Below are 14990 nucleotides of genomic sequence, written 5' to 3'. Positions count from 1 at the left end.
GGGGACAGGCTGTAAGCATGGACCTCGCACCCCCGCCGCCGGGCCGCACGGCCTGGGATCCGCGCACTGCGCCGTACACCGCCCCGGCCTGCCGGAGCGGCCGGCACAAGCAGTGCCCGGGCGGCATGGGCTTCTGGCCGGACGGCATCGTCGGCGAGTGCGTGGACATCCCGTGCGCCTGCACGGTCGACGGCTGCTCGTGCGCGGTGCGGCGGTGAGCGCCGCGTCGTACTCGGGCCACGGTGGGAGCGGCCGGGGCTCTGCCATCCTGAACCGCATGGGAGCCGACGTGATCCTGACGAGCGACTTGAACGTGGTGCACCGTGTGCTGTCGGGGGTTGGGGTGATCGAGTGCCCCAACCCGGAGTGCCGCCGCTATGTGCAGGTGCCGGCGGGGCGGGTTGCTGTACACCGGACCCTGGGGCCGATGAGTGGGCCGGAGTGTCCGGTGTCGGGCGTGGCCGTGGTCGACGACGCAGTCTGAGGACCCCGACGCTGTACCGCTCCGGCGTCAGTGCCTCGGCCCGCGAGTCCGAACTATCCCTCTCGGATCTCTTTCAAGCCTTCCTTGATGGTGTCCTTGGCGAGCTTCAGGCCGTCCATGGTGTGGCCGGAGGGTGCGCCGAACGCCTTCCCTACAAGGGCCACCGTTCCCGTCACGAGACCCAAAGTCACCGTGAGCAGGCCGGTTGAGATCTTTTTGGCGTTCGCCATGGTCTCCCCTCCCGGATTCGCCGGATCCTGATTGGCCTGCCGCCTACTGGCCTTGCAGTCCTTGACGCAGATCTTCCTTGGCCATATCGAAGGTTGTTTTCGCAGCTTTCCAGGCCTCGTTAGAGGCCTTGTGGGAACCCCCGACAAGCTTCCACGCCGCTGCCATGGCCGCCGAAGTAGCCGAGGCAAGAAGCCACCCGGTCCCGCTGGCCAACTTTCGCGGATTCGCCATGTATCCCCCCAGCGAACTTGAGCCACCTAGAGAGCAATAAGGTTCTCACCGGTCCTGGCTGCCTACAAGGGGTCTCGGCTACGGGAAGCCGTGTACGGCAACCGTGCGCTGCGCGAGCAGCATCCGCGTGCCTGCCGCCCTCCGGAAGCACCGTCAGCACTGCGTGCCTTGAATGCACCGCTAGCCAACCGGCGGGCGTCGCCCGTGTCAGACGAGGAGTCGCCGAGCAAAGCTCAGATTGTGGATTGGTTTCGGGAAGGCATGCGGAGGGCGTACCGTTGCGCGTGATCCTTTGATGGTCTCCGAGTAGGCCTGCTGAGCCCGGCTGAGAGAATTCAGCTCGTGTCTCCCGCCCCATCCGTCACAGTGGTGCGATGGGGGTCACGTACAGCGTGCAGGCTGACAGTGAGGCTGAGCTCAGCAGGGGGTCCACAAGGCCGCTCATGCGTGAAGGCCCGGGCGTCGTTGGCGTGCCGCGAGGGGACCGACACCCAGGGATTTCGCGAGTTTGACGCGCCCTCTTCCCGGGCCTTGCCGAGGGAGCCCGACAATGACGTCGATCACGTTTCAGGCCCGCTCGCGCGGCGGCTGGACTGTACCGATCACCTCGGCGCATCAGGTGATCAATTCCTCGCACATGCCTCTCGTGAGCGCCGCCCTGAGATCGTCGAGGAATGAGACAAATTCCGTGAAGCACCTGTCCCTCAGCCCGGCGTGACGGAGTACCGCACTGATCGACGTGTGGACGTGTCCACGGCTGGAAAATGGGTCGGGACCGCTTTCCATGAGGCATCGACGCCGGAGCGGTGTCCGCTGTTCCGCCGCGGCTCCGCCCCATGCGCCCATGAGGCGCTTCCCCCCTTGAGGCGTCCTGCTCATGGTGCGATGCCGCGCACCAGGGCCCGGTCTGCCGCCCGCGATGCCCACCGGCGTCATGTGAGGTCCTGAGCCGTCGGCCCGGCCTTGCCTCATGGGGCGGGCGGCAATCAAAGGTTTCCTGCCGATATTCCTCCTATCTGGTGAGGATTACCCCAGACAGGTGTAATGTCGCGTTTGTTGAGTTGTGAAGCATGAAGCGCTCCTCGCGAGTCCGGCACCAGCTCCAGGGGGCGTCGCAGATGTGGCCCACCCGCGGGTTCGACGCGCCGGGCCGCATCTGGAGCAGCGCATGACCATCAGCGGCCTGCGTACCGCGCTGAGCACCCTCGCGCCCGCTGGTCATCCACATATCGAACAGCACGGAGTGCCGTGGTCCCAAGGCCATGCCGTGGGGAGAGCTCACCATGGATCCCAACCATCTGTTCATCGGCGGACGCTGGCAGCGCGCGTCCGGCGATCGCCTCATCAACGCCGTGTCCGCGAGTACCGGCGATCACCTCGGTGCCGTGCCGGACGGCTCCCAGGACGACATCGACCAGGCCGTCGGGGCCGCTCGTGCCGCATTCGACGCACCGACCGGCTGGGCCTCCTGGGGCACCGAACGTCGCGCGGCGGCCATGACCCGTCTCGCGGCTGGGCTCGATGCCAGGAGCGAGGCCACGTCCGAGGCCGTCAGCGCGCAGAACGGCATGCCGATCACTGTCGCCCGGTTCTTCGAAGGTGCGGTCCCTTCAGCCCTGCTGCGCTATTACGCGGGTCTGGCCGACAGCATGCCGTGCGAGGAACTGCGTTCCGGACTGCCCCGTGGCGCCACCCTGGTCCGCCGGGAACCCGCAGGCGTCGTCGCCGCCATCATGACCTGGAACTTCCCTCAGACCATCGGCTTCTTCAAGACAGCCCCGGCTCTGGCGGCCGGTTGCGCGCTCGTCCTCAAGCCGGCGCCGGAGACGGTCCTCGACTCGGTGCTGCTGGCGGAGGCGGTCGAGGAAGCGGGCATGCCCGACGGTGTGATCAACATCGTTCCGGGCGATCGCGACACCGGCGCGTATCTGGTCTCCCATCCCGGCATCGACAAGGTGTCGTTCACCGGATCCACCAGAGCGGGACGCCACATCGCCGCCGCATGTGCCGAGTTGCTGCGTCCGGTCACCCTGGAACTCGGGGGCAAGTCGGCCGCCGTCGTCCTTGACGATGCCGACCTCGCCGCAAACTCGGAGCAGTTCTTCATGGCCAGTCTGCTGAACAACGGTCAGACCTGTTACGCGAGTACCAGGATCCTGGCCCCCCGTAGCAGGTATCGGGAAGTGGTCGAGTTCTGTACGGCGATGGCCCGCAACGCCGTCGTCGGTGACGCGCTCGACCCCGGCACCCAGATCGGCCCACTCGTCAGCCGGCGCCAGCGCGACCGTGTACTGGGTTACATCAAGACCGGCCTCGACGAGGGGGCTCGGCTCACCACCGGAGGAGGCCCGCCGCCCGGCCTCGATCGAGGCTGGTTCGTCGAACCCACGGTGTTCGCCGACGTCGACAACTCATCGACCGTCGCGCGGGAAGAGATCTTCGGCCCGGTCCTCACCATCACGCCCTACGACGGCGAGGACGAGGCCGTGCGCCTGGCGAACGACTCGGCCTACGGTCTCGCCGGCACCGTCTGGACCACGGACGTGGATCACGGTGCCCAGGTGGCCCGCCGTCTCCGGACCGGCACCGTCGGGCTCAACGGCTATCTGCCCGACCTCGCCTCCCCCTACGGAGGCTGGAAGGACAGCGGACTCGGCTGCGAACTGGGCCCCGAGGGGCTTCAGGCATACCAGCAAGTCCAGTCGATCTACCACCCCTGATGCGACGGGCGGACATCCGTCCCCGGCTCTGACGAGTTCAGGCGACGGCCGTGCGCAGTGCGAGGACACAGCATGACTTCCAGCGGAACCAAAGGATTCGACTACGTCATCGTGGGTGCCGGCAGCGCCGGCTGTGTGCTCGCAGACCGCCTGAGCCGCGACGACCGCGTCCGCGTGCTGCTCCTCGAAGCGGGCGGCCCCGACACCGACGAGCTCATCCACATCCCGGCCGCGCTCGGAATGCTCTTCGGATCGCCTGCCGACTGGGGCTACCGGACGGTCGAGCAGTCCCGGCCGGGCCGCACCTTCGCCTGGCCCCGCGGCAGGACACTGGGCGGCTCGTCATCCATCAACGTCATGATCTACATCCGGGGCAACCGGCATGACTACGACGGCTGGCGTGACCAGCACGGTGCGCAAGGCTGGGGCTACGACGATGTCCTGCCGTATTTCGTGAAGTCCGAGTCGAACAGCCGCCTCGGCGAGCCCTACCACGGTGTGGACGGACCCCTGCACGTCGAGGACCGCGCCTACACCCATGACCTCTCGCGGTGCTGGCTGGACGCCGCCGTGGCATGGGGACTGGACCACAACGACGACTTCGCGGGTGCGTCCCCTGCCGGCGCCGGCCTGTACCAGGTGACATGCCGCCACGGGCGACGGTGGTCCGCGGCCGACGCCTATCTGCACCCGGCCCTCGACCGCCCCAATCTCACGGTACGCACCGGCGCCACGGCAACGAAGATCACACTCTCCGGATCACAGGCGGTCGGCGTCACGTATCTCCGGGACGGACAGGAGCGGGCGGCTCGCGCCGAAAGGGAGATCCTGCTCTGCGGCGGATCCATCAACTCACCCCAGCTGCTGCTCCTGTCAGGCATAGGCGATCCCGTCGAGCTGCGCGCTGTGGGGATGGACGTCCGCGTCCCGCTGCCGGGGGTCGGGCGGAACCTGCAAGACCATGTGATGGTTCCCGTTGTGTGGGAGACCCGGGACTCCACTGACGTCGTCCGGGACCTGCTGACCCCGGACAACCTCGAACGGTGGCGCACCCACGGCGACGGGCCCTTCGCCTCCAACTACGGCGAGGTCGGCGCATTCCTCAATGTCACGGACGGCGGCGGCCGTCCTGACGTCCAGTTGGTGGGAGGAGCCACAGCGCTCATCCTCAATGGTGAGGAAGTACCTGACCGGCCGGTGTTCACCATGAACTGCTACCCCCTGAACCCGCAGACTCGCGGCACCATCCGTCTCGCCTCGACTGATCCGCAGGCCCCACCGCGGATCGACCCCCGGTACTTCGCCGTGCCCGCGGATATGTCGGTCCTGGTTGCCGGACTCAGAGCTGTCATCGGCATCGCCCATTGCGCACCGTTCGCAGCACACCTGGCGCGGGCGTACCTGCCGGCCAGTGACGACCTCGATGGTGGGGTCGGCATGGACGGCATGGACGACGCGGCGCTCGAAGAGCACGCCCGCAGGTGGAGTGCCACGGCCTACCACCCGGTGGGCACCTGTGCCATGGGAACCGGGGACGACTCCGTCGTCAACGCGGACCTGGAGGTCCACGGAGTCGAGCGACTCCGCGTCGTCGACGCCTCGGTCATGCCGACGGTCGTCAGTGGAAACACCAACGCACCGACGATCATGATCGCCGAAAAGGCAGCCGCGCGGATCGCGGAGACCACCTCCGGATGATGCGGCAGCGACACCGGCGAGTGCGCTGAGCTGAAATCCCTCGGCCTGACCCGCGACGCCGAGATGGGCGTCACGACCGTCACGATGCTCCTTCACCGTCGCCCCGAGGAGTTCCGGTTCCGCGCCACCAGCAGAATCCCACTGCAGACCAGCGCGACCACGCCGAGCGGGAGGGTGACCCTGCCGAATCCGGTCACATTGACCAGTCCTCCGATGACGAGTGCCGCACCTACAACGGCCAGACGAATGACCATGGTTCTCCGATCTCGAAAGCCCCACGTCCGGGGGGTGGCTTGTGCGGTGGTTGCTCAGTGCGTGCGAAGCCGCTGAGGTCGTGGTGCTGCGGCGGGGGCGGCCGCTGCGGCCCTCAGCCGCCGAGTGCGGTACCACAGGGCCCAACCGACCAGCAGCGCAACAGTGCCGAGGTGTAGGAGGGGCAACCAGTCGGCCGCGGTGTCGACAGGCAGGAGGGCGATGAGCAGCAGCCGTAGGGCGGAGTCGGCCAGCAGAACGCTGCCGAACACGCTGCTCAGCACCACGATGTGCCGACGGAACGACGGCTGGGTTCGCCACCGCTCGTCCCAGCCGGCCAGCCGCCTCTCGTCACCGGCCATGGCGCGCCGGACCAGGGCGTACAGGACCGGCCGCCGGATCGCGCACGAGCCGACCAGGATCAGGCCCGCAGTGCCGGACAGGATCGACTCCCTGGCCAGCAGGATCCGCGGATCGCCGGTGAGGAGCGTGATCACCAGCACCACGGTGAAGGAGGCTCCGACGAAAGCCGCCAGCCCGTCCAGCCGACCCCGCACAGCGGCGACGCACACCACTCGGGTCAGGGCCGCCAGTGCCGCGGCGGCACAGGACCACAGAGTGGAGAGGCCGACGGCGCGACCGCCATAGAAGACGGCGGCCGGCAGGCCCACGTCCCACAACAACCCCACCAGGAGCGCACGCTTGTCCATCGTTGCAGCCTTCGCAATCCAGCGGCCCGAGCCGTCCGTACGATACGCCCAGTAGCTTATCCAGTCATTCAGAGGCTCCCCCTCATCCTCAAGTAGGATACGCGTGGTGTCTTAATTGCCGATGCCGCTGCTGACCGCGGCCAGGACAGACCCCCAGGCGGCCCTCAGGTGTGACGCCGAGCTGAAGAAGGCAGACCCTGGACGCGACCGACGAGCCCCGGCCGAACCACGCCGCCCGGGCCAGGGCTGCGCCGGTGAGAGCGGGAATGTGCGGGGCGCACCAGGGGCTGCGCTGCGAAGCCTCGGGTGCCCGCAGGGACGGCACACTCACACAGCTCGGTACTTCCATGGTGCTGACACTGCCGGTGGTTCGCCGTACGCCCGGATCGGAGCCCGGGCTTCATGGACCACACGAAGATCAGTGCAGCTCATCCAGCGGGTTGGCCGCCATTCTGGCGCTGAGGCCGGTACGCACCGCGCCTGCGGCCGAGCTGTCCGGTTTGCGCTCCGCCTGGGCCTCGAAGCACGCCAGGAACCCGCTGGTGAGATCGAGCCGGGGATAACGTTCCAGCACCTCGGCCCTGAAAGCGGGTGCGAAGTCGTCCGCGTGCCTGCCGGTGATCTCCGTGGTGGTCGACCGTGCCAGCAGGTGCCCCTCAGGGTCTGTGGACACGTCCACGTCGGGCCACATGTGCCGGACGATGACCTGCGCGAGGCGTACGCGGCGCTCCGCCGGCCACCCGGCCCCGGCCGCGAACACCCGCGCCACATGGCCGCCGGCCTCCTCGAACGCGACCGTGTGGCTGTCGAACTCCGGTGCCAGGCCGATGTCGTGGAACAGCGCGGCCACATACAGCAGTTCCGGGTCGAAGCGGATGCCGCGCTCCATCCCATGGGCCGCCGCCCATACATAGGCGCGCAGGGAATGGTTGAACAACGCGGCTGAGTGGTAGGCACGTGCGACTTCAAGGGCTGCGGCCGACGCCGCGGTATCCGGCACCACGAGTTCGTCAAGGGTCATACCGGCCATCCTCGGCCTACCGCCGCAGGCAAGCCACGCACGCCGCGACCATCTTTGCGGTGGCTCCACAGCGAGCCAGGGGTTGAGATGGGTCGTAGTGAGTCGCCGGCTCCCTGCCTGACCGCGACAGAAGCCCGGCGGGCAGCCGGGTGCTCCCGTCGAAAGACCCGCCGCAGCAAGGATCTCTCATGCAAGCCATCACCGTCCGAGACCGTGACGCCGGCGTCGGTGGACTCTCCCCGACGGACATGCCCTACCCCCACGCCGCTGAGAATGACGTCATCGTTCGGGTGCATGCCGCCGGGTTCACCCCCGGAGAGCTCGACTGGCCGGGGACGTGGTCCGACCGCGCCGGCCGCGACCGCACCCCGAGCGTGCCCGGGCACGAGCTGTCGGGTGTGGTCGCCGAGCTCGGGTACGGAACCACCGGCCTCACCGTCGGCCAGCGGGTGTTCGGACTGACCGACTGGACCCGAAACGGATCACTGGCCGAGTACACCGCCGTGGAGGCCCGCAACCTGGCTCCCCTTCCGGCGGACGTCGACCACACCGTGGCCGCCACGCTGCCGATCTCCGGGCTGACCGCCTGGCAGAGCCTTTTCGACCACGCCCGGCTCACGACAGGCCAGACCGTCCTGATCCATGGCGCCGCGGGCGGTGTCGGGTCGATCGCGGTGCAGCTCGCGCGTGAGGCGGGAGCCCGGGTGATCGGCACCGGCCGGGCTGCCGACCGGGACACGGCACTCGGTCTCGGCGCGGACGCCTTCCTGGACCTGCAGGCCGACCCGCTGGAGGAGGCCGGCGAGGTCGATGTGGTGTTCGACGTGATCGGCGGCGGGATTCTGGACCGCTCGGCGGCGCTGGTGCGCGCCGGCGGCACGCTGGTCACCATTGCCGTGCCGCCGACGGTCCGGCCGAAGGACGGGCGAGCCGTCTTCTTCGTCGTCGAACCCGATCGCGCCCGGCTCGCGGACCTCGCCCAGCGACTCCGGGACGGACGGCTCAAGCCGATCGTGGGGGCCGTACGCCCGCTCTCCGAAGCGCCCGCCGCATTCGCCCCCGACCGGCGCACTCCCGGCAAGACGATCATTCGGGTCGCGGAGGACTGACGGGAGAGCACAGCACGGCACCGGGCACCGGGCACCGGATCAGCCGAACCGCCGGGGCCGACGGCGCCGCCGGCCGGCCCGGACACCAGTTGTCCGGGCCGGCCCCTCATACCGACAGGACCGTGATCCCTCGGGTGGCCCAGTCAAGCGCCGACGGCCGTCAGGGCCGCGGCGTACTGCTCGTCGGTGACCGGCTCCAGCCAGGTGGTGCCGTCACCGCTTCCGTCGCCGACGACGAGGGCGAGGTGCGCCATGAGCGTGGTGGGGGTGCCCCCGTGCCAGTGCTCCTCGCCTGCGGGACACTTCACCGTCTCGCCCGCGGTGACGCGGACGACGTGGCCGTCACGGGTGCCGACCAGACCGACGCCGTCGGTGATGTGGAGGGTCTGCCCCGGGGCGTGGGAGTGCCAGTTGGTGCGGGCACCGGGGGTGAAGCGGACGAGGGCCGCGGCCAGGCGGGCGGGCTCGGCGGGAGCCTCGATCATGTTGAGGTAGACGTCCCCGGTGAACCGCTCGGCCGGAGCCTTGAGGGTCGGGGTGCCGGTGATGTGTTCCATGACTTCTCTCCTGAGAGCGCGGATGCTGCGAGCTGGGTACTGCCGGTCAGGCAGCGTCGTCGTGGGCAAGGCCGGAGCCCAGTTGGCGGGAGGCGTCGACCTGGGCGAGCAGGTCATTAGCCTTGGCCTCGACGGCGGCGAGGCAGTCGTCGCCGGCCACGAACCGCAGCGGGGGCTGGTCGAGGGCGGCGACCTCGAGCAGGGCGTCGGCGAGCCTGGCGGGGTCGCCGGCCTGCTGTCCGTTCATCGACTCCCACTGCTTCCTGGTCGCGGCGGTGCGCTCGGCGTAGTCGGCGATGGAGCCGTCCGCGTAGGTGGTGGAGGCGCCCACCAACAGCTCGGTACGGAAGAACCCGGGTTCCACGATCGTGGTCCTGATGCCGAACGGCTCGACGTCGTGGCGCAGCACCTCCATAAAGCCCTCGACGCCGAACTTGGCTGCCGAGTAGGCGACGCAGAAGTCGACCCCGACCACACCGGCCAGCGAGGAGACCGTGATGATGTGACCGGAGCGCTGCTCGCGCATGACTGGCAGGACCGCGCGGGTGACGTTCATCGGCCCGAACAGGTTCGTCTCGACCTGGGCCCGTACCTGGGCCTCGGACAGTTCCTCGAAGAAGCCGGCGTAGAAGTTGGCGGCGTTGTTGATCAGAACGTCGATACGGCCAAAGCGGTCCACGGCGGCGTCCACGGCCGCACGCGCGGCGGCAGAGTCTGTGATGTCCAGGGCGGTGACCAGCAGGTTGTCCTGCTCGCCGCCGAGCGCCTCGGCGATGTCGGCGGGGCGGCGGCCGGTGGCGACGACCCGGTGCCCTGCGGCGAGGGCCTGCCGGGCGATATCGGCGCCCAGGCCGCGCCCGGCGCCGGTGATGAAGAAGACCTTGCTCATGAGGGGTGGTGCTCCGATCAGTGCGGGTGTTCAGCCGGCGTCGCGCTCGTCGGCGATCTGCTTGAGCCGGGTGATCGCGGTCATGGCGTTGGGCCAGCCGGCGTAGAAGGCCAGATGGGTGATGGCCTCGGACAGCTCCTCCACGGTCAACCCGTTGTTCAGGGCCGTGTTCAGGTGGTAGCCGAGCTGCTCGCTGCGGTACAGCGCAGCCAGGACACTGACGGTGACCAGGCTGCGGTCGCGCGGCGAGAGCCCGGGACGCTCCCAGATGTCCGCGAACAGGACATCGTCGGTGACCTCGACGAGCTTGGGCGCGATCCCGGCCAGCTCCTGGGGTGCGGACTGCTTGGGCATACGGGCAACTCCTCGGTCGGAAACTGGATGGAACGGGATGGAACGGCAGAGCCCACTGTCCGGCGGAAGCGGTCTCCCGGCAGCCGCGGCACTGCGTGCTCCGCCCGGCCCGACGGCTTCGGCGACGGCTGCCGTTATCGAGGAAACCGCAGGTCACATGCGCCGGGAAGGCACTGCCGTTACAGGTACTGACAGGACCCCCCTCACAAGAGCCGTCCGGCCTAGCCTGGAATGTGTGAGCACCGAAAGCGACATCCGAGAATTCCTGGCCTCCCGGCGCGCCAAGATCACCCCGCAGCAGGCGGGACTGCCCGCCTATGGCGGCAACCGCCGCGTGCCGGGGCTGCGCCGGGAAGAAGTCGCCCTGCTCGCCGGCGTCAGCATCGACTACTACGTCCGGCTGGAACGCGGCCACCTCGCAGGCGCCTCGGAGGAAGTCCTCGACGCCGTCGCAAACGCCCTCCAGCTCGACGACGCCGAACGCGCCCACCTCTTCGACCTGGCCCGCGCCGCCGCCAATCGCCCCGCCCGCCGCACCCGACGCAACCGCGGCCCCCTGCCCGACAGCGTCCTGCGCGTCCTGCATTCCATGACCGGCTCCCCGGCCTTCATCCGCAACGGCCGCCTCGACATCCTGGCCACCAACCAGCTCGGCCGCGCCCTCTACTCCCCGCTGTTCCCCGACAGGGCCACCCGGACGGTCAACATCGCCCGCTTCCAGTTCCTCGACCCCCGGGGCCACGACTTCTTCCCGGACTGGGAAGAGTCCCTGAACACCACCGTTTCCCTCCTGCGCACCGAGGCCGGCCGCGCCCCGCACGACAACGACCTCACCGGACTGATCGGCGAACTCGTCACCCGCAGCGAGGAATTCCGCACCGCCTGGGCGAAGCACAACGTGCGCCTGCACCACACCGGCCGCAAGTCCTTCCACCACCCCGCAGTCGGGACCCTCCACCTCGACTTCGACGCCATGGAACTGCCCGCCCAGCCCGGCCTCACCCTCACCGCCTACAGCACCGTCCCGGGCACCCCCGACCACGACACCCTGCAACTCCTGGCCGCCTGGGCCGCCACCGAGAACGCAACCGCAGAACAGTCCGACAGCAGGACCCCCTCCTGACCTCAACGAGATCCCCTCGGCCGGTGCGAATCCGACGAACTGCCGGAAGCCGCCCACACTGTCGGTACGGCATAGGGCTGACCAGCTGGAAGTCCGTATCTTGACCCTCATGGTGAATGCAGGAGAACCGAGACTCTTCGGGAACCGGTGGGTCGACGCCTCGAACCCGGCGCCCAGCGGGGGCGACCACTACCAGGATGTGTGCAGGTGCCTGAACCAGACCAAGCCGCGTCCGCAAGCCCGTGTCAGCTTCCACCCTGACCGCCAGGACACTTCGGCCGCCGGGTGGCAGCGTCTGCTGGAGCTGATCGACGAGGCGGCGGACGACGGACGGGAGGAGTTCCGCCCCCTGGTCGAGCTCAGCGCCGAGGAACGGCGGCAGGTCATCACCCTGCCACCGAGCATCGCCAAGCTCACCGCGGTCAAGCACTTCGTGCTCTACGGCAGCAACCTGGTCCGGATACCGCCCGAGATCGGGGCGATGACCAGCCTGGAGGAGTTCAGCCCCTACACCTCATACCGGCTGCACTGGTTTCCCTTCGAGATCACCAGATGCTCCAGGCTGGTCCGGAGCACGGTGAGCACTCGCGCACTGTTCGGGAACTACAAGCTCCGACCGCCCTTCCCCCGCCTCCAGCCCTCTCAGGGCCCGGTCGCCGGCCTTGAACTGGCCGAGCTTGATCCCCGTCGCTGGGGGACCACAACGATACGGGGGTGCAGCGTCTGCGACCGGCCGATCAAGCAGGGCGGGCTCCACCAGGTGTGGATCTCCCTACGGGTGGCCACCGATGTCCTGCCCCTCCTGGTCAACGCCTGCTCGCCGGCATGCGTCTCCGCCCTCCCCCTGGCGCCGAGGACTACGTGCGGCTCCCCCACACGGGCGGCAGGGTCGACCAACCGGCGCCCGACTGGGACTGACCGGCAATCCCGGCACAGTCATCCCTGGTGCATACCCAACGAGGCGGGCTCGGTGCTGTCCATGGTGGGCGCATCGACGGGCGTCCCACGAGGCGGGTCCCTGGACGTCCAGTCTGCACAGCATGGCCACGGCCGCAGCGAGGTCCGCCGCCTGAGGCATGCACCGTCTGCCCCGGCCGGCTGAACCGCCACCGCCACCGTCGCAGCCGACGTCGGCGGTCAGGCCCCGACCACGGCACCGCCTCATTCGATCCCGTGACCTGAGGACGCATCAGTCCTGGTCGGCCCGTCGTCGAGACCCACCCCAGCAACCTGCAGATCCGCTGCTCACAGGTCCACTGCCACGGCGGCCTCGCTCTGTCGAGCACGCCTCAGAACTTTTCTGCCGCAGGTGCGATGAGTTCCGACCCCACCGCCGGTATGTACTGACGAGTTCGCCGCGATGCCCCGGGCGAACCGATCACAAGGGAGAAGACAATGTCAGACAGCCGCGCGCAGGACGAGGCCGCCATCCAGGCCGTACTGGTCGACTCCTACAAGGCGTGGGAGGCCGGCGACGCCGACCGCATGGTCGCCGACTACACCGCGGATGCGACCGCCATCATGACCGGCTCGCTGCGCGACAGCCGGGACGTGATCCGCGAGAGCATGGCCCTGGCCTTCGAGGGGCCGCTCAAGGGCAGCTCGACCTACAACAAGCAGCTCAGCCTGCGATTCGTCGGCCAGGACGCCGCGATCGTCGTCAGCGAATCCGGCATCCTCTTCGCCGGCCAGACCGAGGTTCCGGACACGGGCAAGGTGAACGCGACCTGGGTTCTGGAGAAGCGGGACGGCCGGTGGCTGATCGCCGCGTATCACAACAGCCCGGTGCTGACGCCCGGGCAGTGAACCCTTCCCCGCAACCGGCAGTGATCGTGTGCCGTGGCGCAGGGGTCCGACACCGCTGAACCCGATGTCCGGACCCTTCCGTCGAACCGCGTGAAGCCCCTGACAGACGTAGGTCTCCACAGAGATCGACCTCACCGGGGGCTTCACGTGGACACCATCGCGCCCCGCACCGCCGCGCTCGACATCCGGGAGGGCACGGTGTTCTTCCTGGCCGCCCGGCTGTTGTGGCCGCGCCGCCGTACGCTGGGCACACGCCGTGTGCAGACAGAACTGTCACGCTTCCGAGGGTGAGTCCTACGGGCGCCCGACCGCCCAGGGCACTGCATCGTCCGAGTTGGCGGATGTGTCGCCGTGTACGGGCGTAGCGGTCACGGTCCCGCCCTCCCCGGCTGAGCCCCGTTGGCGGCCGGCAGGACCGGCCGCCCAGGCTGCCAGCGCTTCGAAGTCGTCCGGGAGCAGGCCCTTGGCGGGGTGGACGTGGTGGAGCAGCGCGGGGCCGGTGTGATGGGCGGTGACGTAGTCCTCGTCAGCCTGGTTGACTTCGTCGTCGACCCACGCGAACGGCCTGCCCGCGGTGTAGTCGACGACGGTGCGGGTCTTCCAGTGGGTGCCGTCGTTCGGGTAGCTCAGCAGCTGGGCGGCGGGGAACTCGATGTACGGCAGGTCGGGGAGGCCGAGCTGCGGTGCGATCCATTCGTTGGCCTCGTGCATCCAGGTGGTGCACCACACGATGTCGTACGGCAGCGCGAGGAGCTGCGTGCCGTGGTCGGGGTTGAGCCACACCCGCAGCGGCCTCACATGGGCGGCAGGCTTGCGATGGCGGGCGACCCATGAGTCGGTCTTCATCCGGTGGGTCTGGTAGCCCTCGGGTCGGCGGTGGGGCGGGGCGGCGTAGGGGTTGAGCGGGCCGTCGATGTCGAGGAGAAGCAGGGGACGGGTGGTCACCGAATCACCTCCGAGTACGGTCCGAATCGCTCCGCGAACCCCGGCACAGGCCTCCTCATGCGGGTTCGGCGTTGAGGATACGCCCGGTGGGGGCTTCGGGCGTGGGCCGAGGATGACGGGTATCCCGCTGTGACCGTGGTGCGGTTGCCTGTCAGTCGTGTGAGGCGAGTCCGGTGCGGGCGGCTTCAGGGCCGGGTCTGGAGTTTGTGGACTTCGTGCTCTGCAGGTCTCCACAATCGCTGATCGATCACGCGGCGGCCGACCCGGCTCTCACCCGGCGTCCGTGTACTGCAGGATGCGTTCGATGTCCCAGGCGTGATGGTGCCCGTCGTGGGCGTTGTTGCGGGCGACATCCTCCGCACGCTGGACTCCGCGGGTGGCGTGCCTCAGGACAACGCCGGCGTGAAGCGCGGCCGCCGCCGATGCCGCCCATGCATCCACCGCGAGTTCCAGCGACCACAGGGCCGCGGAGGGAGCGATCTCGTTGTAGTGGCGGCCTTGCGCGACGAGCTCCGGATCGTAGCCGGGCACGTCAACAGCCCCGGACAGCCGAGCTCCAGCGAGCCGTTCGGCCCAGTTCCGGAGGTTGTCGGTGACGTGGCTGACATACGCCGCGGGCGTCCAGGCCAGATCCGGGTGCCGCTCATAGCCCGTGCACCCCGCGAGAAGTGCCCGGAAGCGAGCCGGAAGTTCCTCCACGATCCGGATGGCTTCCGGCGGGGTCAGCGACCATCTGAAGCCGCAGCCGTCACACGGATCGCCGTACAGACTTGCGCCCCATTTCTCCATGGGCTTGAACCCTACTCGGGCAGCGGGAACCATCATGCCTCCGCCTCAGGGCTTGCCGCCTCCGTCTCGCG

Annotated in this window: 17 protein-coding genes and 1 pseudogene; 9 read left to right on the top strand and 9 right to left on the bottom strand. The window is 68.9% G+C overall.

Annotated elements, in window-relative coordinates:
* Positions 1 to 17 precede the first annotated feature (17 nt).
* Both AB0761_RS34905 and AB0761_RS34900 read left to right on the top strand, forming a co-directional pair.
* Positions 18 to 218 (top strand): hypothetical protein, encoded by a 201-nt coding sequence (locus tag AB0761_RS34905; protein WP_377273268.1) that lies wholly within the window; start codon positions 18 to 20, stop codon positions 216 to 218.
* A gap of 59 nt (positions 219 to 277) precedes the next feature.
* Positions 278 to 484: a hypothetical protein gene (locus AB0761_RS34900; RefSeq protein WP_377273267.1), complete on the top strand. Its 207-nt coding sequence runs from the start codon at positions 278 to 280 to the stop codon at positions 482 to 484.
* A gap of 53 nt (positions 485 to 537) precedes the next feature.
* Here AB0761_RS34900 and AB0761_RS34895 read toward each other — a convergent pair whose 3' ends face one another.
* Positions 538 to 714, bottom strand: coding sequence for a hypothetical protein (locus AB0761_RS34895; RefSeq protein ID WP_377273266.1), 177 nt, complete (start codon positions 712 to 714; stop codon positions 538 to 540).
* 1515 nt (positions 715 to 2229) lie between these two features.
* Here AB0761_RS34895 and AB0761_RS34890 point away from each other — a divergent pair.
* Positions 2230 to 3666, top strand: coding sequence for an aldehyde dehydrogenase (locus tag AB0761_RS34890; protein ID WP_377273265.1), 1437 nt, complete (start codon positions 2230 to 2232; stop codon positions 3664 to 3666).
* Between the two features lie 72 nt (positions 3667 to 3738).
* Entirely contained in the window at positions 3739 to 5364 is a 1626-nt protein-coding gene (locus AB0761_RS34885) for a GMC family oxidoreductase (RefSeq protein ID WP_377273264.1), read from the top strand.
* A 92-nt stretch (positions 5365 to 5456) separates the two neighbouring features.
* On the opposite strand, the gene AB0761_RS34880 is transcribed toward AB0761_RS34885, so the two are convergent.
* The 3 genes from AB0761_RS34880 to AB0761_RS34870 form a co-directional block, all read right to left on the bottom strand.
* Complete coding sequence (locus tag AB0761_RS34880) at positions 5457 to 5618, bottom strand: hypothetical protein (RefSeq protein WP_377273263.1); 162 nt, start codon at positions 5616 to 5618, stop codon at positions 5457 to 5459.
* A gap of 54 nt (positions 5619 to 5672) precedes the next feature.
* A complete protein-coding gene (locus tag AB0761_RS34875) occupies positions 5673 to 6326 on the bottom strand; it encodes a VC0807 family protein (protein ID WP_377273262.1) in 654 nt (217 codons plus the stop codon).
* A gap of 418 nt (positions 6327 to 6744) precedes the next feature.
* Entirely contained in the window at positions 6745 to 7347 is a 603-nt protein-coding gene (locus AB0761_RS34870; RefSeq protein WP_377273261.1) for an HD domain-containing protein, read from the bottom strand.
* A 188-nt stretch (positions 7348 to 7535) separates the two neighbouring features.
* Between AB0761_RS34870 and AB0761_RS34865 the strand changes: the two genes are divergently transcribed.
* Complete coding sequence (locus tag AB0761_RS34865) at positions 7536 to 8456, top strand: NADP-dependent oxidoreductase (protein WP_377273260.1); 921 nt, start codon at positions 7536 to 7538, stop codon at positions 8454 to 8456.
* A gap of 143 nt (positions 8457 to 8599) precedes the next feature.
* On the opposite strand, the gene AB0761_RS34860 is transcribed toward AB0761_RS34865, so the two are convergent.
* The 3 genes from AB0761_RS34860 to AB0761_RS34850 are packed head-to-tail and all read right to left on the bottom strand — an operon-like array spanning position 8600 to position 10256.
* Positions 8600 to 9013 carry a cupin domain-containing protein gene (locus AB0761_RS34860; protein WP_377273259.1) on the bottom strand — a complete coding sequence of 138 codons (414 nt, stop codon included), beginning with the start codon at positions 9011 to 9013 and terminating at the stop codon, positions 8600 to 8602.
* A gap of 46 nt (positions 9014 to 9059) precedes the next feature.
* Complete coding sequence (locus AB0761_RS34855) at positions 9060 to 9902, bottom strand: SDR family NAD(P)-dependent oxidoreductase (protein WP_377273258.1); 843 nt, start codon at positions 9900 to 9902, stop codon at positions 9060 to 9062.
* 30 nt (positions 9903 to 9932) lie between these two features.
* The gene (locus AB0761_RS34850) at positions 9933 to 10256 is read right to left on the bottom strand and encodes a carboxymuconolactone decarboxylase family protein (protein WP_377273257.1); all 324 of its coding nucleotides are present in this window, start codon (positions 10254 to 10256) and stop codon (positions 9933 to 9935) included.
* Positions 10257 to 10482: 226 nt separating this feature from the next.
* Here AB0761_RS34850 and AB0761_RS34845 point away from each other — a divergent pair, with 226 nt between their 5' ends.
* The 4 genes from AB0761_RS34845 (at position 10483) to AB0761_RS34830 (ending at position 13476) form a co-directional block, all read left to right on the top strand.
* Positions 10483 to 11379 (top strand): helix-turn-helix transcriptional regulator, encoded by an 897-nt coding sequence (locus AB0761_RS34845; protein ID WP_377274484.1) that lies wholly within the window; start codon positions 10483 to 10485, stop codon positions 11377 to 11379.
* A 109-nt stretch (positions 11380 to 11488) separates the two neighbouring features.
* Positions 11489 to 12481: a leucine-rich repeat domain-containing protein gene (locus tag AB0761_RS34840; RefSeq protein WP_377273256.1), complete on the top strand. Its 993-nt coding sequence runs from the start codon at positions 11489 to 11491 to the stop codon at positions 12479 to 12481.
* A gap of 293 nt (positions 12482 to 12774) precedes the next feature.
* Complete coding sequence (locus AB0761_RS34835) at positions 12775 to 13185, top strand: SgcJ/EcaC family oxidoreductase (RefSeq protein ID WP_377273254.1); 411 nt, start codon at positions 12775 to 12777, stop codon at positions 13183 to 13185.
* 147 nt (positions 13186 to 13332) lie between these two features.
* Complete coding sequence (locus tag AB0761_RS34830; RefSeq protein WP_377273253.1) at positions 13333 to 13476, top strand: hypothetical protein; 144 nt, start codon at positions 13333 to 13335, stop codon at positions 13474 to 13476.
* 117 nt (positions 13477 to 13593) lie between these two features.
* On the opposite strand, the pseudogene AB0761_RS34825 reads toward AB0761_RS34830, so the two are convergent.
* Positions 13594 to 14130: pseudogene (locus AB0761_RS34825) on the bottom strand (hypothetical protein); the annotation flags it as partial.
* 270 nt (positions 14131 to 14400) lie between these two features.
* Positions 14401 to 14919, bottom strand: coding sequence for a hypothetical protein (locus AB0761_RS34820; RefSeq protein ID WP_377273252.1), 519 nt, complete (start codon positions 14917 to 14919; stop codon positions 14401 to 14403).
* Positions 14920 to 14990 lie beyond the last annotated feature (71 nt).

It is taken from the genome of Peterkaempfera podocarpi (genome assembly GCF_042466665.1).
In the GTDB taxonomy this organism is placed as follows: Bacteria; Actinomycetota; Actinomycetes; order Streptomycetales; family Streptomycetaceae; genus Peterkaempfera; species Peterkaempfera podocarpi.
The sequence above is the reverse complement of the archived record's forward strand: the minus strand, read 5'-3'. Positions and strand labels throughout refer to the sequence as shown.